This window comes from Sphingomonas elodea ATCC 31461 (assembly GCF_000226955.1).
Lineage (GTDB): Bacteria > Pseudomonadota > Alphaproteobacteria > Sphingomonadales > Sphingomonadaceae > Sphingomonas > Sphingomonas elodea.
Window position 1 is genome coordinate 26,251 of sequence record NZ_AGFU01000014.1, and the last position, 23,991, is coordinate 50,241.

The 23,991-nt window shown below is 67.3% G+C and carries 19 protein-coding genes and 1 tRNA gene; 11 read left to right on the top strand and 9 right to left on the bottom strand.

Annotated features, from left to right (window positions below; translation table 11 throughout):
- Positions 1 to 91: 91 nt before the first annotated feature.
- Complete coding sequence (locus tag KK7_RS0104905) at positions 92 to 475, top strand: glycine zipper 2TM domain-containing protein (RefSeq protein WP_010543525.1); 384 nt, start codon at positions 92 to 94, stop codon at positions 473 to 475.
- Positions 476 to 580: 105 nt separating this feature from the next.
- Here KK7_RS0104905 and KK7_RS0104910 read toward each other — a convergent pair.
- A tRNA-Cys gene (locus tag KK7_RS0104910) sits at positions 581 to 654 on the bottom strand.
- 164 nt (positions 655 to 818) lie between these two features.
- Between KK7_RS0104910 and KK7_RS0104915 the strand changes: the two genes are divergently transcribed.
- Genes KK7_RS0104915 through KK7_RS0104930 form a run of 4 tightly spaced genes read left to right on the top strand, consistent with a single transcriptional unit; the run spans position 819 to position 5,649 of the window.
- Positions 819 to 1,502 carry a protein-L-isoaspartate O-methyltransferase family protein gene (locus tag KK7_RS0104915; protein WP_100207512.1) on the top strand — a complete coding sequence of 228 codons (684 nt, stop codon included), beginning with the start codon at positions 819 to 821 and terminating at the stop codon, positions 1,500 to 1,502.
- Between the two features lie 17 nt (positions 1,503 to 1,519).
- Positions 1,520 to 3,076 carry a TolC family outer membrane protein gene (locus tag KK7_RS0104920; RefSeq protein ID WP_010543527.1) on the top strand — a complete coding sequence of 519 codons (1,557 nt, stop codon included), beginning with the start codon at positions 1,520 to 1,522 and terminating at the stop codon, positions 3,074 to 3,076.
- 40 nt (positions 3,077 to 3,116) lie between these two features.
- Entirely contained in the window at positions 3,117 to 3,551 is a 435-nt protein-coding gene (locus KK7_RS0104925; RefSeq protein ID WP_010543528.1) for a DUF2497 domain-containing protein, read from the top strand.
- A gap of 52 nt (positions 3,552 to 3,603) precedes the next feature.
- Complete coding sequence (locus KK7_RS0104930) at positions 3,604 to 5,649, top strand: alpha/beta hydrolase family protein (RefSeq protein WP_010543529.1); 2,046 nt, start codon at positions 3,604 to 3,606, stop codon at positions 5,647 to 5,649.
- A gap of 141 nt (positions 5,650 to 5,790) precedes the next feature.
- On the opposite strand, the gene KK7_RS0104935 is transcribed toward KK7_RS0104930, so the two are convergent.
- Positions 5,791 to 6,510: an MOSC domain-containing protein gene (locus KK7_RS0104935; protein ID WP_010543530.1), complete on the bottom strand. Its 720-nt coding sequence runs from the start codon at positions 6,508 to 6,510 to the stop codon at positions 5,791 to 5,793.
- 138 nt (positions 6,511 to 6,648) lie between these two features.
- On the opposite strand from KK7_RS0104935, the gene recA reads away from it, so the two are divergent.
- The 4 genes from recA (at position 6,649) to KK7_RS0104955 (ending at position 10,992) form a co-directional block, all read left to right on the top strand.
- Positions 6,649 to 7,719, top strand: coding sequence for a recombinase RecA (gene recA / locus KK7_RS0104940; RefSeq protein WP_010543531.1), 1,071 nt, complete (start codon positions 6,649 to 6,651; stop codon positions 7,717 to 7,719).
- Positions 7,720 to 7,765: 46 nt separating this feature from the next.
- Positions 7,766 to 8,095, top strand: a complete 330-nt coding sequence (locus KK7_RS0104945) for a hypothetical protein (protein ID WP_010543532.1) — start codon at positions 7,766 to 7,768, stop codon at positions 8,093 to 8,095.
- An 86-nt stretch (positions 8,096 to 8,181) separates the two neighbouring features.
- Entirely contained in the window at positions 8,182 to 10,269 is a 2,088-nt protein-coding gene (locus KK7_RS0104950) for a catalase (protein WP_010543533.1), read from the top strand.
- A gap of 96 nt (positions 10,270 to 10,365) precedes the next feature.
- Positions 10,366 to 10,992, top strand: a complete 627-nt coding sequence (locus KK7_RS0104955; protein WP_010543534.1) for a glutathione S-transferase family protein — start codon at positions 10,366 to 10,368, stop codon at positions 10,990 to 10,992.
- A gap of 15 nt (positions 10,993 to 11,007) precedes the next feature.
- Here KK7_RS0104955 and KK7_RS0104960 read toward each other — a convergent pair whose 3' ends face one another.
- Entirely contained in the window at positions 11,008 to 12,330 is a 1,323-nt protein-coding gene (locus KK7_RS0104960) for a dicarboxylate/amino acid:cation symporter (RefSeq protein ID WP_010543535.1), read from the bottom strand.
- A gap of 66 nt (positions 12,331 to 12,396) precedes the next feature.
- Positions 12,397 to 14,010: a hypothetical protein gene (locus KK7_RS0104965; protein ID WP_237709137.1), complete on the bottom strand. Its 1,614-nt coding sequence runs from the start codon at positions 14,008 to 14,010 to the stop codon at positions 12,397 to 12,399.
- 159 nt (positions 14,011 to 14,169) lie between these two features.
- On the opposite strand from KK7_RS0104965, the gene KK7_RS0104970 reads away from it, so the two are divergent.
- Positions 14,170 to 15,384 (top strand): M24 family metallopeptidase, encoded by a 1,215-nt coding sequence (locus KK7_RS0104970; protein ID WP_100207513.1) that lies wholly within the window; start codon positions 14,170 to 14,172, stop codon positions 15,382 to 15,384.
- 13 nt (positions 15,385 to 15,397) lie between these two features.
- Here KK7_RS0104970 and KK7_RS0104975 read toward each other — a convergent pair whose 3' ends face one another.
- Entirely contained in the window at positions 15,398 to 16,159 is a 762-nt protein-coding gene (locus KK7_RS0104975; protein WP_010543538.1) for a hypothetical protein, read from the bottom strand.
- A gap of 95 nt (positions 16,160 to 16,254) precedes the next feature.
- On the opposite strand from KK7_RS0104975, the gene alaS reads away from it, so the two are divergent.
- Positions 16,255 to 18,906: an alanine--tRNA ligase gene (gene alaS / locus KK7_RS0104980; RefSeq protein ID WP_010543539.1), complete on the top strand. Its 2,652-nt coding sequence runs from the start codon at positions 16,255 to 16,257 to the stop codon at positions 18,904 to 18,906.
- A 9-nt stretch (positions 18,907 to 18,915) separates the two neighbouring features.
- On the opposite strand, the gene KK7_RS0104985 is transcribed toward alaS, so the two are convergent.
- The 4 genes from KK7_RS0104985 to KK7_RS0105000 all read right to left on the bottom strand — a co-directional run bounded on the left by KK7_RS0104985 (position 18,916) and on the right by KK7_RS0105000 (position 23,971).
- Positions 18,916 to 19,434, bottom strand: coding sequence for a hypothetical protein (locus KK7_RS0104985; protein WP_010543540.1), 519 nt, complete (start codon positions 19,432 to 19,434; stop codon positions 18,916 to 18,918).
- A gap of 6 nt (positions 19,435 to 19,440) precedes the next feature.
- Positions 19,441 to 21,228 carry a cation:proton antiporter domain-containing protein gene (locus KK7_RS0104990; RefSeq protein ID WP_010543541.1) on the bottom strand — a complete coding sequence of 596 codons (1,788 nt, stop codon included), beginning with the start codon at positions 21,226 to 21,228 and terminating at the stop codon, positions 19,441 to 19,443.
- 178 nt (positions 21,229 to 21,406) lie between these two features.
- Positions 21,407 to 22,627: an NADP-dependent isocitrate dehydrogenase gene (locus tag KK7_RS0104995; RefSeq protein ID WP_010543542.1), complete on the bottom strand. Its 1,221-nt coding sequence runs from the start codon at positions 22,625 to 22,627 to the stop codon at positions 21,407 to 21,409.
- 99 nt (positions 22,628 to 22,726) lie between these two features.
- Entirely contained in the window at positions 22,727 to 23,971 is a 1,245-nt protein-coding gene (locus KK7_RS0105000) for an MFS transporter (protein ID WP_010543543.1), read from the bottom strand.
- Positions 23,972 to 23,991 lie beyond the last annotated feature (20 nt).

Genomic DNA, 23,991 nt, shown 5'->3' on the forward strand with positions numbered 1-23,991 from the left:
CCAGCTAACCAGCGCATTCAGGCTTGGAACAGTCGATTTGTGCGAATCAGGGCTCAGACGAGGCACAAGTGCCCCGCGAGGAGACGAGGACATGAAGAAGGTTCTGATCGGCGCCACCTTGGCAGCCACGCTGATGACCGGTTCGATCGCTGCGACCCCCGCGGCCGCGCAGGACTGGGGCTATCGCGACGGCTATGGTCACTATGACCGCGACTATCGTGGCGATTACCGCGAATATCGTGACTATCGCGGCGACCGTCCGCGCTACGCCTATCGCGACCGCTATTATCGCCAGCGTTGCAGCGACGGCACCACCGGTACGATCCTGGGTGCGATCGCGGGCGGCTTGCTGGGCGGCGAGATCGGCCGCGGCAGCTCCTATCGTCGCAGCGGCACGGGGACGATCATCGGTGCCGGCGCCGGTGCTCTGGCGGGCCGCGCGATCGACGGCGGAGATTGCCGCGGTCGTCGCTAAGCATCGCTGAGACCTGCTAAAAGGGCGTTCGCTGCACGGGGCAGCGGGCGCCCTTTTCGCGTCTCGGGGGGGCGAGGAGCCATGGTGAGGCGCGCCTGGCGCCGGTGGAGGCCCGAGCCGGAATCGAACCGGCATATACGGATTTGCAGTCCGCTGCGTCACCATTCCGCCATCGGGCCATCCGGAGGTGAGGCGCGGCAAATGCCCTCGGGGTGGGGGCAATGTCAACACAGTTTCAAAATAACGTCACGCTCGCTTGGCGAGTCCCCAACAGCGCGATAGAAGCCTCGGGACAGCAACAAGTGTATTGCACAACTAATACGGTTGTGCGACAAGCGGAGTGATGATGGCCCTTATGGTCGACCCTGCGCCCCTCGAAGCGCCCCGTTTCGAAGCGATGCGCCACGCCATGGTGGCGAGCCAGCTGCGTACCAACGCGGTGAACGATCCCCGTGTGGTCACGGCGATGTCGCGCGTGCCGCGCGAGGCCTTCCTGCCCACCGACCAGCGCGCGATGGCCTATCGCGACACGCTGCTGCCGCTGGGCAATGGCCGCCGCCACGACTCGCCGCTGGTGATCGGGCGGCTGCTGACCGAAGCGGAACTGCAGCCGACCGACCATGTGCTGCTCATCGGCGCGGCCGGCGGCTATGCCGCAGCGCTGCTTTCCGGCCTGGTGGCGTCGGTGGTCGCGCTGGAGGAAGAGCCCTCGCTGCTCGCCATCGCGCGTGGCGGTCTTGCCGGGGCGGCCAATGTCGAGCTGGTCCAGGGTCCGCTCAATGCCGGCTGGGCCGCGCGCGGTCCCTATGATCTGGTGGTGATCGACGGCGCGGTGGAGGAACTGCCGCAGGTGATCCTCGATCAGGTCAAGATCGGTGGCCGTGTGGTTTCCGGCGTGCTCGATCGCGGCGTGTCGCGTCTTGCGGTTGGCCGTCGCACCGAAGGGGGCTTCGGTCTCGTCGACTTCCTGGATATCGAAGTGGCGACGCTGCCGGGCTTTGAAAAACCGAGAAAATTTACCTTTTAACCTTAAAAGCGGGGCTCATGCGACTGAACATTTTGCTCATTGGTGTGAGCCTCGTTTCCCTCGGGGCCCCGGCGCTGGCGCAGGACGCGCCCAGCGGCCGGCAGGACGTGCCGTCCCCCGGCGCCAAGACGGCGGCGCCGACGACGACGCTGCAGGATGCGCTGGCGCAGGCCTATGCGACCAACCCGGACCTGCAGGGTCAGCGGGCCAATCAGCGCGCGAACGACGAGAATGTTCCGATCGCACGATCGCAGGGGCTCCCCGGTTTCAACGCGACCGGCAGTGCCAATGACAGCCTGTACAATACCGCGTCGAACCCGCTGACGCCGACGCGGCAGGCGCAGCTTGGGCTCAACCTGTCGCAGCCGATCTACAATGGCGGCCGGATCCGCAATTCGGTGCGCGCCGCCGAGGTTCGGGTGAATGCCGGTCGCGCCAATCTGCGCGGTACCGAGGCGGACATCTTTACCCAGACGGTTACCGCCTATCTGAACGTGATCCGCGACGAATCGATCGTCCGGCTCAACCAGGAAAACGTCCACGTCCTCGAGGTGAACCTGCAGGCGACTCGCGATCGCTTCCAGGTCGGCGACCTCACCCGGACCGACGTCGCCCAGTCCGAGGCGCGCCTCGCGCTCGCACAGGCGCAGCTTCGCAATGCCGAGGCACAGCTGATCGGCAGCCGTGAAACCTATATCCGCGTCGTCGGCACGCCGCCGGGCGTGCTCGCCCCGCCGCCGCCGCTGCCGAACTTGCCGGAGGACGTGCAGACCGCCGAGCAGGTCGCGCTGGCCAACAATCCCTTTCTTGAAGCGGCCCAGCTATCGCGCGACGCCACCCGCTACGACACCCGGGTCGCGCAGGCCGGGCGCCTGCCGCAGGTGAGCCTCGGCGCCGGGGGCAACTATACCAATTATCTAGGCTCCATCGGCAGCGTCGGCGGCATCTCGTCGGGCGTGCCGAACGCGACCACCAACGCCACGCTGGGCGTGCAGGTGACCCTGCCGCTGTTCCAGGCCGGGCGCCCCGCGGCGCAGGTGCGCCAGGCCCAGGCCCGGGAAGGTGCCGCGATCGAGCAGGTGACGCTTACCGAGCGCGGCGTGATCGCCCAGGCGCGCTCGGCCTATGCCGCCTATCAGGCGTCGCTCCGGGTGATCGAGTCGTCGCGCACGGCGGTGCAGGCCAACCAGCTAAGCCTCGAAGGCGTGCGGGCCGAGAACAGCGTCGGCACCCGCACCATCCTCGACATCCTGAACGCCGAGCAGGAGCTGCTCAATTCGCAGGTCCAGTATGTCACCGCGGAGCGCGACGCCTATGTGGCCGGCTTCACCCTGCTGGCGGCGATGGGGCGCGCACAGGCGAAGGACCTGAACTTCGACAGCCGGCTGCTCTATGACCCGAGCGTCAATTACAAGCGGGTGCGCAACCGCATCAACGACTGGCGCGACGACAAGACGCCCCAGCCGGTGGCGAGCAGCACCCGCTCGACCCCGCCGCAAAGCGCGCAGGTGGTGGGAGCACCGCTGGATCCCACGCTCCAGCGTTCGGTTGACAGCACCCGTCCGAATCCCTGATTGAGGGCTTTCGTACCGCTCGAACGTCAGGATGGACGCGATGGGGACTGCCAGCAGCGAGCCGTCGATGGAGGAGATCCTCGCATCGATCAAACGGATCATCGCCGATGACGAGCCCGGCGCGGTCGCCCGTGGGCGTCCGCTCCGCGCAGTGCCGGAGCCAGAGCCCGCAGAGGCCGAGGAACCGCACGAGGATGTGCTCGAACTGAGCGAGGCGATCGCCGTAGCGCCGACACCCCTCGCCGCGCCGGCCGATCCGATCCTGTCCGATCGCGTCGCCGAGGCGAGCCGCGAGAAGCTCGAGGCGCTGTCGCGGCTGATCGTGAAGCCGCAGGTGGCGGGCTCGGACACCCTGGAGGGTTTGGTCCGCGAGATGCTGAAGCCGATGTTGCGGGACTGGCTCGACCAGAACCTGCCGCAGCTCGTCGAGCAGATCGTCGCACGCGAAATCGCGCGGATCACCGGCAGTCGCTGAGTCGCAAACGTCCGATTGTATCGGGCGTTACCTTGTGGCTATCGTGGCGGCCATGAAGCAGTTCCTCGTCGCGGGCGTTGCGCTCGCCGCCCTCGCAGCGCCGGCCTCGGCGCGAGACCTCACCATCCAGGACGTTGTCGGCCTCTCCCGGGTAGGCGCGCCTGCCGTATCCCCCGACGGGCGCTGGCTCGTCTGGCAGCAACGCGAGACCGATCTGGCCGCCAACAAGGGTCGCTACGACCTGTGGCGGCTCGACCTGGCCGCCAAGGGCGCCAGGCCCGAGAAGCTGGTCGCCGAGCCGCTGGTCAACGAAACCGCCCCGCAATTCTCGGCCGACGGCAAGACCGTGTGGTTCCAGTCGGACAAAGGCGGCGAGGATGCGGTGTGGTCCGTGTCGATCACCGGCGGCACGCCCGTCCAGCTGACCCACATCCAGGGTGGGTTCAGCGGGTTCAAGGTCTCGCCGGACGGGTCGAAGCTGCTCGTCTGGGCCGATCGCAAGCCCGGCGCCCCCAGCGTCACCCCGGCGATGGAGAAGAAGGATGCGAACGCCGGCTCGGGCCGCGTCTACAGCCAGCTCTTCGTGCGCCACTGGGATACATGGGCGGACGGCACCCGCTCGCAGCTGTTCGTCCTGCCGTTCGGGCCGCAGGGCGCGACCGGCGACGGCGTCGCGATCGAGGGCGGCCTGATCGGCGACACGCCTTCGAAGCCTTCGGGCGGCGGCGAGGAAGTCGCCTGGAGCGCCGACGGCAAGACCATCTATTTCGCCCTGCGCGAGGCCGGGCGGATCGAGGCGCTGTCGACCGATCTCGATATTTTCGCCGCCCCTGCAGACGGTTCGTCGGCGCCGGTGAACCTCACCAAGGGCAATGGCGGCATGGACAATCTGCCGACGCCGTCGCCCGACGTGAAGTGGCTAGCCTGGTTCGCGATGGCGCGGCCGGGCTATGAGGCGGATCGCCAGGTGCTGATGCTGCGCAACCTCGCCACCGGCGATGTGCGTGCGCTGACGGAGAAATGGGACCGTTCGGTCGCCTCGATCGCCTGGGGGCCGGATTCGAAAACGATCTACGTCACTGCGCAGGATGTGCAGGAGGAGCCGATCTTCGCGGTGTCGCTCGACGGCAAGGTCGAGCGGCTGACCCAGCAGGGCAGCGTCTCCGCGGTGGTGCCGACCAAGGGTGGCCTCGTCTATGCGATGAACAGCCTCACCGCGCCGGACGATTTCTACTGGCTGAAGGGCAAGAAGAGCACGCGCCTCACTTCCGTGAACGCAGAGAAGCTCGCCGGCATCGCGATGCCCGAGGTGACGCGCTTCAGCTTCAACGGTGCCAATGGCGACACCGTCTGGGGCTATGTCGCCAAGCCGGCCGGGCTGGCGGCGGATGCCAAGGCGCCGATCGCATTCATCGTCCATGGCGGGCCGCAGGGCAGTATGGGCAATAGCTGGTCGTACCGGTGGAACCCGGCGGTGTTCGCCGGCGGCGGCTATGCGGTGGTCGCGGTCGATTTCCACGGCTCCACCGGCTATGGTCAGGCCTTCACCGATGCGATCCGCAACAATTGGGGCGGCTGGCCGCTGGAGGACCTGAAGAAGGGCCTCAAGGCCGCGACCGATCGCTTCACCTTCCTCGACGGCGACAAGGCCTGCGCGCTCGGCGCGTCCTATGGCGGCTATATGATGAACTGGATCGAGGGCCAGTGGCCGGATCGCTTCAAGTGCATCGTCCAGCATGACGGCGTGTTCGACGCCCGCGCCATGGCCTATGAGACCGAAGAACTCTGGTTCGACGAATGGGAACATGGCGGCAAGGCCTATTTCGAGGATCCCGCCGCGTTCGAGCGCTGGAATCCCGTCAATTACGTCAGCGCGTGGAAAACGCCGCAGCTGGTGATTACCAGCGAGAAGGATTTCCGCATCCCCTACACCCAGGGGCTGGCGGCCTTCACCGCGCTCCAGCGCCGCGAGATACCGTCCAAGCTGCTCGTCTTCCCGGACGAGAACCACTGGGTCCTCAAGCCCAAGAACTCGCTGCAATGGTATGGCGAGGTGCTCGGCTGGATGAACCAGTGGACCGGCAAGGCGGGGAAGTGATCGAAGGGGAGGGGCGACGGCCCCTCCCGACTATGCGTCATTCCGGCAAAAGCCGGAATCCATTAGGGTCTCCGCAGAAGCGCCTCCTGCGCCCGGGTGGCGTCTGGATCCCGTCTTCCGCCGGGATGACGGCTTGAGACTCTATCCCAGCACCCGCACCGGATCGCCCAGCCGGATCAGCCCCGGTCGCGCGGGTGCCGAATAGAGGCCGTAACAGGCAGCAAAGCGCTGGGCGACGGTGCGCAGGATTGTCGGGTCCTTGGCGCCGGTATCCGGATCGATCGTGATCAGCACGCAGCGCTGGATCGGATCGGCGCACTGCACGATCGCGCCGTCGTCGCGCGGGGCCCCGAACGCCAGGCGCTGGCCCTGCCATTGTTCGGGGAGCAGTTCGCTTTCGATCGTGACGTTGATGCGGAAGCGGCGGGGGTCGATCCGGCCGCCATGCGCGGTCTCCAGCGCGCGGTGGCCCGCGCTGGTCTGAAGCGACACCGGCATCGAGTCGTAGACGCCGCGCGCCACCTGGATCAGCGAGACCGGCTCGCGCGCGGCTTCGGCGAGGTGCGCGTGCAGCCCCGCATCGTGGAGCGAACGGATGCCGCCGTCTGGTGTCTCGACCTGAATGGCGCTGGTCTTGGGCGCTGCGGGGTCGGCGAAGCGCGCCCGGTGCAGCACCATGCCCGGCACCTCGCGCGCGGTAAGCCACGGAAAGCGCGTGCCGTTGCCCGCGCGCACAAAGGCATATTGGCGGTCGCCCTCGATGCCCTGCCAGTCCATCTCGGCAACCGACAAGGCCTCGCCCGCCATGGACTTTACCGGAAAGCGGGCAAGGGCGGAAACGTGGCCGACGATCATGCTCATGGCTCTCCCGCTAGCCAGCGGGGGCGGCCGCTGCAAATGTTCCTGTAGGTTCCCCTCTTGTTCTCGTAGAACAAATGGAATACATCAGGTCCAACAGTTGAACGCGGCACGTAAACCCTCTAGCGACGAGGCTTCCCAATGGCAGCATCTCTCAAGGTGATCGACGGCAATATGGCCAATCCCACGGACAAGCAGAAGGCGCTCGACGCCGCCCTCGCGCAGATCGACCGCGCCTTCGGCAAGGGCTCGGCCATGCGGCTGGGCTCGAAGGAGACGATGCAGGTCGAGGCGATCTCCACCGGCTCGCTCGGGCTCGACATCGCGCTCGGCGTCGGCGGGCTGCCGCGCGGCCGCGTGATCGAGGTCTATGGTCCGGAAAGCTCGGGCAAGACGACGCTGGCGCTGCACGTGATCGCCGAGGCGCAGAAGAATGGCGGTGTGGCCGCGTTCGTCGACGCCGAGCACGCGCTCGACCCGGTCTATGCCAAGAAGCTGGGCGTCAATATCGACGAGTTGATCGTCTCGCAGCCCGATACCGGCGAGCAGGCGCTGGAGATCACCGATACGCTGGTCCGCTCGAACGCGATCGACGTGCTGGTGGTCGACTCGGTCGCGGCCCTGGTGCCGCGCGCCGAAATCGAGGGCGAGATGGGCGACAGCCATGTCGGCCTCCAGGCGCGGCTGATGTCGCAGAGCCTGCGCAAGCTGACCGGCTCGATCAGCCGCTCGCGCTGCATGGTGATCTTCATCAACCAGCTGCGCATGAAGATCGGCGTGATGTACGGCAACCCGGAAACGACGACGGGCGGCAACGCGCTCAAATTCTACGCCTCGGTCCGCCTCGACATCCGCCGCACCGGCCAGATCAAGGACCGCGACGAGATCATCGGCAACGCCACCCGCGTGAAGGTGGTGAAGAACAAGGTCGCGCCGCCGTTCAAGCAGGTCGAATTCGACATCATGTACGGCGAGGGCATCTCAAAGATCGGCGAGATTCTCGATCTCGGCGTGAAGGCGGGGCTGGTCGAGAAGTCGGGTGCCTGGTTCAGCTATGACAGCATCCGCATCGGCCAGGGGCGCGAGAATTCGAAGAACTTCCTGCGCGAGAATCCTGAGGTGTGTGCCCGGCTGGAAGCCGCGATCCGCGGCCGCACCGAGCAGGTCGCCGAAGGGCTGATGGCCGGGCCGGAGCCCGACGACGATATCTGATCGGTCAATCTCCGTGGCGGCGGGGCCGGCCGGGACATGCGATGCCATGTTCTCGGCGGACCTCGCTGCCCATCTCTCTGCGGCCCGGCTGTTTCTGCGATCGGCGTGGCCCCAGGCGACGGAACGGCAGGCGGCGCACGGAGCCGGCCGGATGTTCCTCTACGCGGCGCCGGATAGTACGGCAGCGGTGCTTCGGCTGATCGCCGATCCGCCCCATCTGCTGCTCCATTTTGCCGCAGGTGTGGGCTTGCCCGATCCGGCCGGATTGCTGCAGGGCGAAGGCCGGCGCGGGCGCTTTGTCTGCCTCGGTGCGGTGGGAGACGAGGATCGTCCGGCGTTGACGGCGTTGATCGCTGCTGCGACTGCGGCCAACTGAACTGAGAAAATCTATTTAGTTCACCAAGCTAGCGCAACTGCCTGATCTACGGGTCGTTGGACCTTCGCACTCTCGCGAGGATTCCCATGACCGATCAGAACAACCGCAACGCCCCCGCCGGCGGCGAGACGCATCAGGTGACCGATGCCGACCATCCGGTGCTCACCACCAACCACGGCACGCCGATCAGCGACAACCAGAATCAGTTGAAGGCAGGGCCGCGCGGTCCGGTGCTGATTGAGGACGAAGTCTTCCGCGAGAAGATGAACCATTTCGATCACGAGCGCATTCCCGAGCGGATCGTCCACGCCCGCGGCTCGGCCGCGCACGGCTATTTCGAGGTTACCGACAGCCTCGCCGACGTCACCATCGCGGATCTGTTCCAGAAGAAGGGCCAGCGCACCGAGGTGTTCGTCCGCTTCTCGACCGTCGCGGGCGGCGCGGGCTCCGTCGACACGCCGCGCGACGTGCGCGGCTTCGCGGTGAAGTTCTACACCCGCGAAGGCAATTGGGATCTCGTCGGCAACAACATTCCCGTCTTCTTCATCCAGGACGCGATCAAGTTCCCCGACCTGATCCACGCCGCCAAGATGGAGGCCGATCGCGGCTATCCCCAGGCGGCGACCGCGCACGACACTTTCTGGGACTTCATCAGCCTGATGCCCGAATCGACCCATATGATCCTGTGGGCGATGTCCGACCGCACGCTGCCGCGCAGCTTCGCGACGATGGAGGGCTTCGGCGTCCACACCTTCCGGCTGATCAACGCCGAGGGGAAGAGCAGCTTCGTCAAGTTCCACTGGAAGCCCAAGGCGGGCCTCGCCTCGACGATCTGGGACGAGACGGTCAAGATCGCCGGGGCCGACCCCGATTTCCAGCGCCGCGACCTGTTCGAGCGGATCGACCGCGGCGATTATCCGACCTGGGAACTCGGCGTGCAGCTGTTCGACGAGGACTTCGCCAACGCGCAGCCCTATGACGTGCTCGATGCGACCAAGCTGATCCCCGAGGAAGTGCTGCCGGTGCGGATCGTCGGGCGGATGGTGCTCGATCGCTATCCCGACAATTTCTTCGCCGAAACCGAACAGGCGGCGTTCGTGCCCGCCCATGTCGTCCCCGGCATCGGTTTCAGCAACGATCCGTTGCTCCAGGGGCGGCTGTTCAGTTATACCGACACGCAGCTGTCGCGGCTGGGATCGGTCAATTTCCACCAGCTGCCGATCAACGCCGCCAAGGGGCGTGCCGAGGCGGCAGGCTGCCCGTTCCTCAACCAGCAGCGCGACGGCCATATGCAGATGGCGGTGCCCAAGGGGCGCGCCAATTACGAGCCCAACAGCCTCGCCAAGGCCGGCGAGGAAGGCGGCGCGCGCGAGGATCCCGAGAAGGGCTACAAGACCTATCCAGCGGAGGAGCAGGGCCAGAAACTCCGTATCCGCGCGGAGAGCTTCGCCGACCATTATAGTCAGGCGCGGCTGTTTTTCCGCTCGATGGATCCGGCCGAGCAGGCGCATATCGCCTCGGCGCTGGTGTTCGAGCTCTCGAAGGTCAGCCTCGAGCATATTCGCGTGGCGGTGATGGCCAATCTGCGCAACGTCGACGAGACGCTGGCCCAGCGCGTCGCCGATGGCCTGGCAATGGACCTGCCCGAAGCGGCCCCCACCGCCGCGCCGGTGCTCGACATGGAGCCGTCGCCGGCGCTGCGGATCATCCGTGGTCCGCGCGAGCTCCGCACGCTGGAGGGCAAGACCGTCGGCATCCTTATCGCCGATGGCAGCGATGCGGGCGAGCTCTCGACGCTGAAGGACGCGGTCAAGGCCGCCGGCGGCCACGCGATGACGATCGCGCCGAAAGTGGGCAAGGTGCCGCTCTCGGACGGGTCGACGATCGCCGCGGATGCCCAGCTGTTCGGCCAGCCCTCGGTCACCGTGGATGCCTGCGCGGTGATCCTGTCGGAGGAGGCTGCGGCCAAGCTCGTCAAGGAAGGCGCTGCCGTGCAATGGGTGATGGACGCGTTCGGCCACCTCAAGGCAATCGGGGCCAACGCCGCCGCCCAGCCGCTGCTCGACAAGGCTGGCGTTGAGCCGGACGAGGGCGTGACCGACCTTCGCGGCTTCGTCGAGGCGGCGAAGCAGCGCTACTGGGACCGCGAGACGAAGGTGCGTACACTCGCCTGACGGTCAGGCTCGGCTTGCGCTGCGGCCCCCCGTCGCGCAAGCTGCAGCCTTGTGCAGAAGCGACGGCGAACGCCGCGCGACACCGGAGGGGCCGCTTTGACCATTATCGTCCATCATCTCGAAAACTCCCGCTCGCAGCGCGTGCTTTGGTTGCTTGAGGAGCTCGATCTTGCCTATGAAGTGAAACGCTACGAGCGGAACAAGACGACCATGCTCGCGCCGCCCGAGCTCCGCCAAGTCCACCCGCTCGGCAAGTCGCCGGTGATCGAGGATGGCGGCACCGTGGTCGCAGAAACCGGTGCGATCCTCCAATATCTGGTCGACAGGGCGGGGGGGAAGCTCGGCGCGCCCGCGAACCGCGAGGATGCGCTGCGCTATCGCCACTTTCTCCATTATGCGGAGGGATCGCTGATGCCGCCGCTGCTGGTCATGCTGGTGCTGGCCCGCGTGCCGCTGTTCGGCAAGATGGGCCTCAAGAAATTCCGCCCGATGGCCGAGGTGCATTTCGACTATGTCGAGAGCGAACTGGCGCAGCGCCCCTGGTTCGCCGGTGACAGCTTCACCGCGGCGGACGTGATGATGAGCTTCCCGATGGAAGCAGCCGTGAAGCGTGCCGGTATTCTCGACGGTCGTCCGCACATCGCGGCGTTCCTGGAGAAGATCCATGCCCGCCCGGCCTATCAGCGTGCGCTGAAGGCGGGCGGGCCCTATGCCTATGCCTGAACCGCGCGGGAGCGATCAGCTCCCGGCATAATCCTCGAACTTGTCCGGATCGTGCGGCCCCCCGGCAGGGAGCGGCCGCACATCCGGCTCGGCCTCGTCCGGTTCGTCCAGCTTGCCTTCCCAACGCGCCACCACGGCCGCTGCCACCGCATTGCCGACGACGTTGGTCGCGGTGCGGCCCATGTCGAGGAAATGATCGACCGCAAGAATCAGCAGCACGCCGGCCTCCGGGATGTTGAAGTGCGCCAGCGTGCCGGTGATCACCACCAGGCTGGCGCGCGGCACGCCGGCGATGCCCTTGCTGGTGACCATCAGGATCAGCAGCATCTGGATCATCGTCGCCCAGTCGAGATGGATGCCATAGGCCTGCGCGATGAAGATCGACGCGAAGGTCATGTACATCATCGAGCCGTCGAGGTTGAACGAATAGCCGAGCGGCAGCACGAAGCTGGCGATGCGCGGCGGCACGCCGAACCGGTCGAGCGCATCCAGCGTGCGCGGATAGGCGGCCTCGGACGAGGCGGTAGAGAAGCCGAGCAGGATCGGATCGCGCAGATAACGGAACAAGAGGCCGGTGCGCGGCCCGATCGCCAGGAAGGAGGCGCCGAGCAGCACCGCCCATAGCGCGGCGAGGCCGAGGTAAAAGCTGCCCATGAAGAAGGCGAGGTCGCCGACCACGCCCAGCCCCTTGGTCGCCAGCGTGCGTGCGACGGCACAGAACACCGCGACGGGGGCGAACAGCATCACATAACCGGTGACCGTCAGCATCACCGAAACGAGCGCTTCGAGCCCGCGCAGCAGCGGCTTGGCCTTGTCGCCCACCGCCGCCATGCCGACGCCGAAGAACAGCGAGAAGATCACCAGCTGGAGGATGTCGTTGCTCGCCATCGCGTCGATCGCACTGGTCGGCACGATATGCGTGAAGAACTTGGCGGCATCGAAGGCGGTGCGATCGACGCCGCTCGATGCATTGGCCGGCGGCAGGGCCAGGTGCAGCCCGGTGCCCGGCTGAAGCAGGTTGACCAGCAGCAGGCCCAGGGTAAGCGAGACGAGGCTGGCGCAAACGAACCAGAAGAACGCCTTCAGCCCCACACGCCCGATCGCGCCGCCGCCGCCCATATGCGCGATGCCGACGACGAGGGTGGAGACCACCAGCGGCGCGATGATCATCTTGATGAGATGGAGGAACATCTGGGTAGGGATGTCGAGGCCATAGGCGATGCGCTCCAGCGTCGCCTTGCCCGCATCGGTGCCCCCATAGCCGAGGTTGAGGCCCCAGCCGATCAGTCCGCCCAGCAGCAGCGCCGCCAGGATGAACCAGGTTAGTCGTTTACCCACACTTGCTCCCCGAAGAATCGTCCGGGGAGGGAAGGGGATTGTTGGGCCCGGGTCAAGCCCGCCGCATTAACCGAGGGTGGCGGCCGTCCCGTGCCAGCGCATCGCCGCAATCGCACGATCACGGCGCGCCGCAGCGGCATCGCCCAGCTTCGCCTGGATCTGGCTGCGGGTGGCGAGGGCGACCGGGTCGAGCGGTCGGTGCCGCAGCGACGCCTCGATGGCGGCAAGGGCCTCGCCGGTCTTGCCTTGGGCGAGCAGCGCGGCCGCGAGGTCGCGGCGCACCGGATACCACCAGAGCGGCGGATCGGTCCATTCGGAGAGTGGTTTGGTCTCCTCGATGGCCGCCGCCTTGCCGAACGCCTTGGCGGCGCGGTCCGGCCGGTCGTCGAGCATCGCGGCGCGGCCTTCCAGTACCAGCCGGGCGAGGCGGATCGCAGCGGTCGCGCTTCCTTCCAGCGGATTGCCGTCGATGCGACCCGGCAGCGCCCGCGTCTCCGCCTCGAGGCCGGGCCGGTCGCCCGCACGCGCCAGGGCCTCGCCACGGGCATAATGCCAGAAGGCCTGTGCCACGGTCGCGTCCCGCGGCGGGGCGGGGATGGCAAGCGTCTCGGCGAGCGGTGCGAACCGGGCGATGGCGATATAGCCCTGACCCAGAACCGCCTGCCGGAACGGATCGAGATCCTTGGCGCGGCTGCCCATCGCCACCAGTGGCCGCGCAAGCGCCAGCCCGCGCACCGCATCGCCCGCCATCAGCGCGCCGCCGATGCCGAACTGCACATTGTGGCCGTGATAGGCGAGGGTCCACACGCCGTCCGGCTCCGCCAGCTTCAGCCGCCGCGCATTGGCGAAGCCGAGTTCCACCGCCTTCAGATTGGCCACTGCCGCATCCTCGTAGCGGCCGAGCCAGTAGAAGGTGTGGGAGGGCATGTGGACGAGGTGGCTGGCCGAGGGGGCGATGCTGCCCAGCCGATCGGCATAGGGTTCGGCCCGCTTGGGGAAGCCGGCGCCCTCGGTCGCGTGGATGTAGAAATGGATCGCGGGTGCATATGCGGGATTGCGGCGGAGAACCGCTTCCAGCAGTTCGACCGGGCGGGCCAATTGCTCGGCCTTGAAGTCGGAGGCGATCATCAGCGCGTCGGCGGCCACCACGGCGATCGCGTCGTCATCCGGATAGGCGCGGGCAAGCGCGTCCATCGCGGCGGCGAAGGCCTTGTTCCCCTGGCCGGCGCTCCCCGCGTAGCGCAGCTTCATTGCCGCGATGAGCCGCTTTTCCTTCTCGGGACCCGTTGCGGCGAGACGCTCGGCAGTGGCGGTCACCTCGGCGAGGCGGGTGCGCTCCTTGTCGTCAATGCCATAGTTGATCGTCGGGCCGGCGGCATAGGCTTCGCCCCAGCCGCACATCGCGCAGTCGGGATCGAGGCGACGGGCCTCCTGGAACGCCGCGATCGCCGCCTTGTGGGCAAAGGCGTGCGCCAGCTGCATGCCGTTGGAGAAGAAAGCCTGGGCGTCGGTATTGGCCGTGCGGACCGCGAAGCCGCCGGGGCCATAGCCGGCAAGGATCGCGGGGCGGGCGCCAGCGTCCACCGCATCGCCGCACCACCCGGGCGCGCGCACGGCCGACCCGCCTGCATCGGGGGACGGCGGCGCGGCGCCGAGCAGCAGCAAGGCCGGTGCGAGCACGATGGCTGGTGCGAAACCTCGCATATGACGTCGATCCCCTGTGCGGCGCATCCGAAGTGCTTGCCGTCTGCCCCTGCTTCGTCCTACCCGACCCGCTGCGAAAACACGAGGGGCGGCATGACGGCTTGGGCTACGACGCGACGGAACCTGCTGGGAACCATGGCCATGCTGCCGCTGCTGGGGGCACCGGGCGTCGTCCGCGCCGCCGAGCCCGACCTTGCCCAGCTGCAGGACATGACTGTCGGCGCCCGCCCGATCGGCCCGAAGGAACGGGAAGTGCGGCTCGCCCGGGCGCAGGCGCTGATGAAGGCGGCAGGTATCGGCGCGGTGCTGATCGAGCCGGGAGCGAGCCTCGTCTACTTCACCGGCATCCGTTGGGGCCGCAGCGAGCGGCTCACCGCCGCCATCCTGCCGATGGAAGGCGAGCCCTGCATCGTCACGCCGTTTTTCGAGGAGCCGCGCACCCGCGAGACGCTGGCAATCCCCGCCGAGGTCCGCGTGTGGCAGGAGGACGAGGATCCGCTGAAGATCGTCGCCGGCTTTCTGAAGGACCGCAAGCTGGCCGGGCTGCCGGTCGGCATCGAGGAGACGGTGCGCTATTTCGCGGTGGATGGACTGCAGAAGAACGGGCTGCGAGTCACTTCCGCAAACCCGGTGGTGCGTGGCTGTCGGATGATCAAGAGCCCCGCGGAGCTGGCGCTGATGCAGCTCGCAACCGATATCACCATTACCGCCTATCGCTTTGTTTATGCGCGCGTCGAGACGGGCATGCGGCAGCGCGATGTGTCCGCGCTGATGGATGCGGCGACCCGCAGGCTGGGCGGCGATCCCGAGTTCAGCATGGTGCTGGTGGGTGAGGGCGCGGCCTATCCGCACGGCACCAGGACACCCTCGCCGGTCAGCGACGGCGCGATCGTGCTGATGGACTGCGGCTGCAACGTGATGGGCTACCAGTCCGACGTCTCGCGCACCTTCGTTCACGGCACCGCGAGCACCGAGCAGCGCAAGGTGTGGGATGCGGTGGCGAAGGGGCAGCAGGTCGCGTTCGCCGCCGCCAGGCTCGGCGCGCCGGCGGGCAGCGTCGACGATGCGGTGCGCGGCTATTATGCATCGCTCGGCTATGGGCCGGACTACAAGCTGCCCGGCCTGTCGCATCGCACCGGCCATGGCATCGGGCTCGACGGGCACGAGCCGGTCAACCTCGTGCGCGGTGAGAAGACTCTGCTGGCGCCGGGCATGTGCTTCTCGAACGAGCCAGGCATCTACATCCCGGGCAGCTTCGGCGTGCGGCTGGAGGATTGCTTCCACATGACCGAGGCCGGGCCGAAATGGTTCTCGGCTCCGCCGGTCTCGATCGACCAGCCGATCGGGTGAGCGTCGGCGGGGCTTAGTGCCCCGTCAGCGCCGTCATCCAGCGCAGCCACCAGGGCTGATAGAACAGCCAGGTGCCGAGGCACTGGCTGGCGACGATCCACAAGGCGGAAAGTGCCCAGGCCGGGTGGACGCGGCGGCGCGTGACGAGATCATAGCCGCCCGCGGCGAGCACCAGCAGCAGCGTGCCCACATAGGTTTCGAGATAATAAGGCACATAGCCCTCGCCGAACCAGGCGTAGAGCGTCGGAAAGAGCAGGCGACCGAAGCCGGGCTCGGTCAGGCCGATCGTCCCCATGATCATCAGCCGCTTGTGCGCCGACGGGTGCTTCACGGCGAGCAGCCCGGCGGCCAGCACGACGCCCGCGCCGAGCATGTTGGCGAACTGCGTGCCCATGAAGGCGAGTTCCTGCCACATCGGATGCGGGGCGACCGTGCGCACGACGATCGCGGTGGCAGGCCCCAGCACGATCATCGCCGGGAGGAGCAGCGCGCCCAGACGTCCGAGCCGACGATGCAGCGCCAGCCGCCGCGTGCGTACCAGCCCGACCTGCGTCGCCAGCAGCACGATCCAGCCGGTGTAGACCAGCGCGTGGACATGCACGATCCACGGGAAGTCGAGCATGCCCAGCCGCGCGCGCGTCACCAGGTCATAGCCGAATCCGGCGACAAGCACCGCCCAGATCGCCAGCGTCGCGGTCAGAAAGAAGCTGCGATCCCAGCGGTGGAAGGGCGCGAACCGCCCCGAAATCGTCGTTGCCGTGCCGTTTCCCTGCATGGGATCCGCCGATAATCGATGCGGAAACGAAACGATAGCGCTGAACGACGTGTTTCGCTTGAGCGAACGCCCGTGCGCCCTTAAGTCGGCGGATTATGACGTCGACCAATGATATCCGCCGCTCGTTTCTCGACTATTTCGAGGGCCAGGGCCATGCCCGCGTCCCCAGCGCGCCGCTGGTGCCGCACAACGATCCCACGCTGATGTTCGTGAACGCCGGCATGGTGCCGTTCAAGAACGTGTTCACCGGCCTGGAATCGCGCCCCTACAGCACCGCGACGAGCAGCCAGAAGTGCGTGCGCGCGGGCGGCAAGCATAACGATCTCGACAATGTCGGCTACACCGCCCGGCACCACACCTTCTTCGAGATGCTCGGCAATTTCTCGTTCGGCGACTATTTCAAGGAGCAGGCGATCACCCATGCCTGGACGCTCCTTACCAGGGAATGGGGCATTCCGGCCGAGAAGCTGACCGTCACGGTGTACCACACCGACGACCAGGCGTTCGACCTGTGGAAGAAGATCGCGGGCCTGCCCGATCACAAGATCATCCGCATCCCGACCAAGGACAATTTCTGGGCGATGGGCTCGGACGGCCCCTGCGGCCCCTGCTCGGAAATCTTCTACGATCATGGCGAGCACATCTATGGCGGCCCCCCGGGCTCGCCCGAGGAGGATGGCGACCGCTTCGTCGAGATCTGGAACCTCGTCTTCATGCAGTTCGTGCAGGAAAATGACGAGATCATCGGCGACCTGCCGCGGCCCAGCATCGACACCGGCATGGGGCTGGAGCGCATCGCCGCCGTGCTCCAGGGCGTCCACAACAATTACGACATCGACACGTTCAAGGCGCTGATCGACCAGTCCGCTGCGCTGACCGCCACGAGCGCGATCGGTGAGCAGGCCGCCAGCCACCGCGTGATCGCCGATCACCTCCGCTCGTCGGGCTTCCTCGTCGCGGACGGCGTGCTGCCGGCCAATGAGGGCCGCGGCTATGTGCTCCGCCGCATCATGCGCCGCGCGATGCGCCACGCGCACCTGCTCGGCGCCAAGGACCCGCTGATGCACCGGCTGGTGCCGTCGCTGGTCGCCGAGATGGGCGCCGCCTATCCCGAGCTCGTCCGCGCGCAGCCGCTGATCGAGGCGACGCTGCTCCAGGAGGAAACCCGCTTCCGCCAGACGCTCGCCAACGGTCTGCGTCTGCTCGATGAGGCGACCCAGGGGCTCAAGGCCGGCGACACGCTGCCGGGCGCGACCGCATTCAAGCTCTACGACACTTATGGCTTCCCCTATGACCTGACCGAGGACGCGCTGCGTGCCAACGAGATCGGCGTCGATCGCGCCGGTTTCGACGAAGCCATGGCCGAGCAGAAGCGCGCCGCCCGCGCCGCCTGGAAGGGCTCGGGCGAGAAGGCGTCGGAAGATCTGTGGTACGACCTTGCCGACGAGCTCGGCGGCACCGAATTCACCGGCTATGTCAGCACCGAAGGCGAAGGCCAGGTGGTGGCGCTGGTGAAGGACGGCGCGCGGGTCGACAAGGCGGTCGTCGGCGACACCGTGACCATCCTCACCAACCAGACGCCCTTCTACGGCGAGAGCGGCGGCCAGATGGGCGATGTCGGCGTGATCGGCAACGACAAGCTGCGCGCGGCTGTCGACGATACCTCGAAGCCGCTTGGCCGCCTGCACGCGCATCACGCCAAGATCGAGAGCGGCGAAGTTGCCGTGGGCGACGCCGTCCACCTCTCGGTGGATGTCACGCACCGCGACCAGGTCCGCGCCAACCACTCGGCGACCCATCTGCTGCACGCGGCACTGCGCAAGCGGCTAGGTACCCATGTCAGCCAGAAGGGCAGCCTGGTGGCGCCCGAGCGGCTGCGCTTCGACTTCTCGCACCCCTCGGCGCTGACCCCCGAGCAGATCGCCCAGGTCGAGGCCGATGTGAACGCGCAGATCCGCCACAACGGCACGGTCGAGACCCGGCTGATGACCCCGGACGACGCGATCGCCGCCGGCGCCATGGCGCTGTTCGGCGAGAAATACGGCGACGAGGTCCGCGTGCTCTCGATGGGACTGGGCGAGGATGCGTCCTATTCGGTCGAGCTGTGCGGCGGCACCCATGTCAACGCCACCGGCGATATCGCGATCTTCAAGATCGTCTCGGAAAGCGCGGTCTCCTCGGGCGTCCGTCGCATCGAGGCGCTGACCGGTGAGGGCGCTCGGCTCTGGCTCAACGCCCGCGACGAGCGGCTGCGCGAGGCTGCGGCGGCCCTCAAGACCGCGCCGGACGACGTGCCCGCGCGTGTCGCGGCGCTGGTCGAGGAACGCCGCAAGCTCGAGCGCGAGCTGGCCGAGGCCAAGAAGGCGCTGGCGCTAGGCGGCGGCGCAGGGGCTGCCCCGGCGGGCCCGGAGCAGGTGAACGGCATCAACTTCGTCGGCCAGGTGCTCGACGGGCTGGAGGCCAAGGCGCTGCGTGGCGCCGTGGACGAGGCCAAGGCGCGGATCGGCAGCGGCGTGGTCGCGCTGGTGGCGGTGAATGAGGGCCGTGCGTCGGTCGCGGTCGGCGTGACCGATGGGGTCGGCATCAGCGCCGTGGACCTGGTGAAGGTCGCCGTAGCCGTGCTCGGCGGCCAGGGCGGCGGCGGCCGTCCGGACATGGCGCAGGGCGGCGGTCCGGACGGGGCCAGGGGCGCGGACGCGCTCGCGGCGGTGAAGGCGGCGCTGGCGGAAGCCCAGGTCGCCGCCTGATTGTTCGGGTCAGCGCCCGGGGGCGTAACCGTCCTCGGGCAGCACCCAGATGGCGCCCTGCGCCATGTCCGGCCGCAGAATGCCGTCGACCGTCACGTTGACCGACAGTTCGTCGCCGCTCGTGGTATCGCGATAGCAGCGCTCGTGCCCGGCCAGCGGCTGCAACGTCTGCAGCAGCTTGAGCCGGGTGTTCGCCTCCAGCGCCGGGCTCAGCGCGGTGCCGTTGCTCGTCAGCTTGCCCGCATTGAAGTCGGCCGGGCGGATGCGGCTGCACACGGCGCCGTCCCGCACCTGCCCGAAGGTGGAATATTCGATCACGATCATCGGATCGCGATTGACGATGCCGGTGACCAGCGCATCGAATGCACCGTCGCCGCGCAGGGTGTAATGGACGATCGTGCCGCAGGTCCGGCTCGCCCGATCGGGGTCGATGCAGCGGATGCGACCGGCGCGGGCGGGCGCCAGCGGATCGGAGACCGCATCGCCCTGTACCGGGGCAAGCAATGCAAGGGCGAGAGAAAGCAGCATCGGGGTTCAGGCCTTGTCGGGTTTAGCGGTGGCGTTCAGGCGCGATCGGGTCAGGCGCGGCTCGCGTTGCAGGCCGGCGGCATCCTTGATCGTGCGCCGCATCTCGTCGCGCTTTTCGTGGATGGATGCAATCACCGGGCCCACGGCGAGGCCGAGATCGACGAGCAGCGACTCCGAAAGCTGCAGCGAACTTTCCATCGCTTCCGGCACCGCTTCGGTCGCGCCCGCTTTGTAGAGCTCGGCCGCATGGGTCGCATCCCGGGCGCGGGCGATGATCGGCAGGCTCGGCACCCAGCCGCGCACCCGCTTGGTGAGGCGGACGGTGAGCACCGGATCGTCCATCGTCAGCACCAGCGCCTGTGCCCGTCCGAGCTGGAGCTGGTCTACGAGTTCGTTCCGCGTGACGTCGCCGAAAAGCACGTGAAAGCCCGCTCGGCGCCCACGAACGACATTGTCGATGTCCGCATCCACCGCGACATAGGGCTTGTCGTGCCGGCGCAGCATCTCCGCCACCGTGCGACCGACCCGGCCGAAGCCGATGACGACGGTGCCGCCGTCGATCTGGGCAAGATCCTCCTCGGCGATTTCGGCGCCGTTCTTGCCCTCGATACGCCGCGCGGCACCGCGCCCGGCCTTGGCGAGCAGCGGCGTCGCGGTGAGGCCGATCGCGGTCACCGCGGTCCAGAAGGCTGTGGTCGCAGGGGCGATGAGGCCCGCGGCGCCGGCGACTCCGAGCACGATCAGCGTCGTTTCGGACGGGCTTGCCATCAGCACGCCGGTTTCCGCCGCCGTGCCCATCCGCGCGCCCGAGAAGCGGAGAAGGGCTGTGGTGACGGCAACCTTCACCGCCATCACCAGCAGGCTCGCGCCCAGCAGCGCCGCCCAGTTGGACCAGACGAAGCCGAGATCGAGGCGCATGCCGACGGTGAGCAGGAATACGCCGAGGGCGAGGCCCTTGAAGGGCGCGGTGATCGCCTCGACCTCGCCGTGATATTCTGTCTCGGCGATCAGCAGGCCGGCGATCAGGGCGCCGACGATCGGCGACAGGCCCGCCGCGGTGGTCGCAAGGCTGGCGACGATCACCACCAGCAGGCTGGCGGCGAGAAACAGCTCCGGGCTCTTGGTCCGCGCGGCTTGGGCGAACATGCGCGGCAGCACGATGCGGCCGCCGAGGAACAGCGCGAATACCGTGGCGATGCCGATCCCCAGGGTCATCAGCAGCCGGGTCCAGCCCGCGCCGTCCGGCGTGGGGGCCATCGCGCCGAGTCCGAAGATGATCGGCACCAGTGCCAGATCCTCGAACAGCAGCATCGCGAAGGCGGCGCGGCCCACCGGGCTGGTGGTGCCGGCGATCGGGATCACCAGCGCCGTGGACGAAAGGGCAAGCGCCAGGCCCAGCCCGATCGCTCCGCCGGTGCTCAGCCCGGTGAGGTAGAGCAGCGCCGCGAGTATCAGTCCCGAGCCGAACAGCTCCGCCGCGCCGGTGCCGAACACCAGGGATCGCATCGCCCAAAGCCGCTTGAACGAAAGTTCGAGCCCGATCGAGAACAGCAGCAGGATGATGCCGAACTCGGCGAACGGCTCGATCGCGTGGACGTCGGAAATCGTGAGGTAATAGAGCCACGGCGCCTGGCCGACCAGGCTGCCGAGCCCGAACGGACCTACCAGCGCGCCGACCAGGATGAACCCGATCACCGGGCTGATGCGGAAGCGCGCAAAGGCGGGGATGACGAGCCCCGCCGCGCCGAGGATCACCAGCGTGTCGCTGAAGCCGTGGTTGGAAAGGTTCAGCATGGGGCACCCGTGGCGATGATGGGTGCGGGGCGGGGCAGGGAGGAACAGAAAGGCCGATGGCCGGTGGCGGGTTTAGCTCGCTCGGTCATGCCCCTAGCGACCATGCGACAGCCGCCATTGCAAGTAGAAAAGCCCGCCAGTGGCGGGCTTTTCCGTAGGTTTCCGGAGGGAAGGTGGCTTACTGCCAGCTGCCCATCGCGGTCTCAAGGTTGACGCGGATCGCCTCGAAGAACTGCTCGGTGGTCATCCAGGCCTGGTCCGGGCCGATCAGCAGCGCGAGGTCCTTGGTCATCTTGCCGCTTTCGACGGTTTCGATGCAGACCTTCTCCAGCGTCTCGGCGAAGCGGGTCACCTCGGGGGTGCCGTCGAACTTGCCGCGATACTTGAGGCCGCCGGTCCAGGCGAAGATCGACGCGATCGGGTTGGTCGAGGTCGCCTTGCCCTGCTGGTGCTGGCGATAGTGGCGGGTGACGGTGCCGTGCGCCGCTTCCGCCTCGATCGTCTTGCCGTCCGGGGTCATCAGCACCGAGGTCATCAGGCCCAGCGAGCCGAAGCCCTGCGCGACCTGGTCCGACTGGACGTCGCCGTCATAGTTCTTGCAGGCCCAGACGAACTCGCCGTGCCACTTGAGCGCCGATGCGACCATGTCGTCGATCAGGCGATGCTCGTAGACGATGCCGGCGCTCTGGAACTGGTCCTTGAACTCGGTCTCGAACACCTCGGCGAAGATGTCCTTGAAGCGGCCGTCATAGGCCTTGAGGATCGTGTTCTTGGTCGACAGGTACAGCGGCCAGCCGCGGCCGAGCGCATAGTTCATCGAGGCGCGCGCGAAATCGCGGATCGATTCGTCGAGATTGTACATGCCCATCGCGACGCCGGCCTGCGGGAAATCGAACACCTCGTGCTCGATCGTCTCGCCATTCTCGCCTTCCCACTTCATGGTCAGCTTGCCCTTGCCGGGCACCTTGAAGTCGGTCGCCTTGTACTGGTCGCCGAAAGCGTGACGGCCGACGACGATCGGCTTGGTCCAGCCCGGGATCAGGCGCGGCACGTTCGAAATCACGATCGGCTCGCGGAAGATCACGCCGCCCAGGATGTTGCGGATCGTGCCGTTGGGCGACTTCCACATCTTCTTGAGGCTGAATTCCTCGACGCGCTGCTCGTCCGGGGTGATCGTCGCGCACTTCACGCCGACGCCGTACTGCTTGATCGCATTGGCCGAATCGATGGTGATCTGGTCGTTGGTCTCGTCGCGCTTCTGCACCGAGAGATCGTAGTACTTCAGATCGATGTCGAGGTACGGAAGGATCAGGCGCTCGCGGATCCATTCCCAGATGATCCGCGTCATTTCGTCGCCGTCGATCTCCACGACGGGCGTTGCAACCTTGATCTTCGCCATATGCTCGCTTTCCTGAGACAGGTGGTTTTCCCGGCAGCGTCTAGGGGCAAGCACAGGGGGGATCAAGCCGCTGTCGCCGCATTCGCGCTGCCGGCGGGTTCAGGCCCGGGCGCGTTCGATCGCCTCGAGCGACTGGCCTTCGTTGCGGGGGGCCCAGATCAGCCCGATCACGCCCGAGGCGACGAGGAAGCCGGTGAGGAACCAGGCAAGCGTGGTGAAGTCGTGCGCCGCAAGGCTCGGCACCGCCAGGCTCCAGATCCCGAGGCCGATGCGCACGATCGCGAAGGTCAGCCCTTGCGCGGTCGATCGGATCGCGGTGGGGAAGAGTTCCGCCGACCAGAGCTGGAAGAAGCTTTGCGCGCCGAAGCCGCCGGCGACGCCCATGATCACGATGTGGAGGATCACGATCTCCAGCCGGAAACCGAAGATCGCGAGCAGCGCCATGCCGAGCACGTGCAGCCCGGCGGAGATGCCGAACAGCAGCCGCTGGTTCACCCGGTCCGACAGCGTCATGAAGATGGTGAGGATCGAGACCATGCCGATCAGGAAATAGCTCGCCGGCAGCATCGTCGCGGTCCATTCGGGCAGATGGTTTTGCGCGATCAGATAGGGCGTGAAGAAGCCGTTATAGCCCGCCCACAGGTTCCACAGCCCGTACATGCCGGCAAGGAAAGCGATCGCGCCGAGATAGCGCGGCGCGAACAGCGCGCGCCAGTCGATACCCGCGGCACCGGCCCGCCGCGCGGCCTGCACTTCTTCCCAGCGCGCCGACTCCTGCATGCGCGAGCGCAGGAAGGTGAGCGCGACGGCGAGGATCGCGAGATGCGCGAACAGCCAGCGGATGCCGGTGATGCCGAAGGGACGCAGCAGGTACGCCGCGACCAGCACCGCGACCGGCCCCAGATACCAGAGCAATTGCGCCACGCCCGAATGCGCCCCGCGCTTGCTGTCCGGCGCCTGCTCGGCGATCAGCGACCAGGAGGCGGGAATGTCGGCGCCCACCGCCAGGCCGACCAGCACGAAGCCGAGCACGATCATCCACGGCGCGCTGGCGAACACCAGCCAGAGCATGCCGAAGGCGTAGAACAGCATGTCATATTGGTAGATCTTCTTGCGCCCGAACCGGTCGCACAGCACGCCGCCGAGCAGCGCGCCGACCCCGGCCGAAATCGCATTGGCGCTGAACGCGCCGATCAGGCCGATGAACTCGTCCGAAAGCCCGAACTGCGCCTTCCACAGCGCCAGCGCCACCGATCCCGAGACGATCGAGCCCGCATCGATGTAATTTGCCAGCCCCGCCAGGATCGAATTGCGCCAGGATCCCTGGCCGCCATGTGCCGACATCGCTTTCCTCTCGTTGGTTC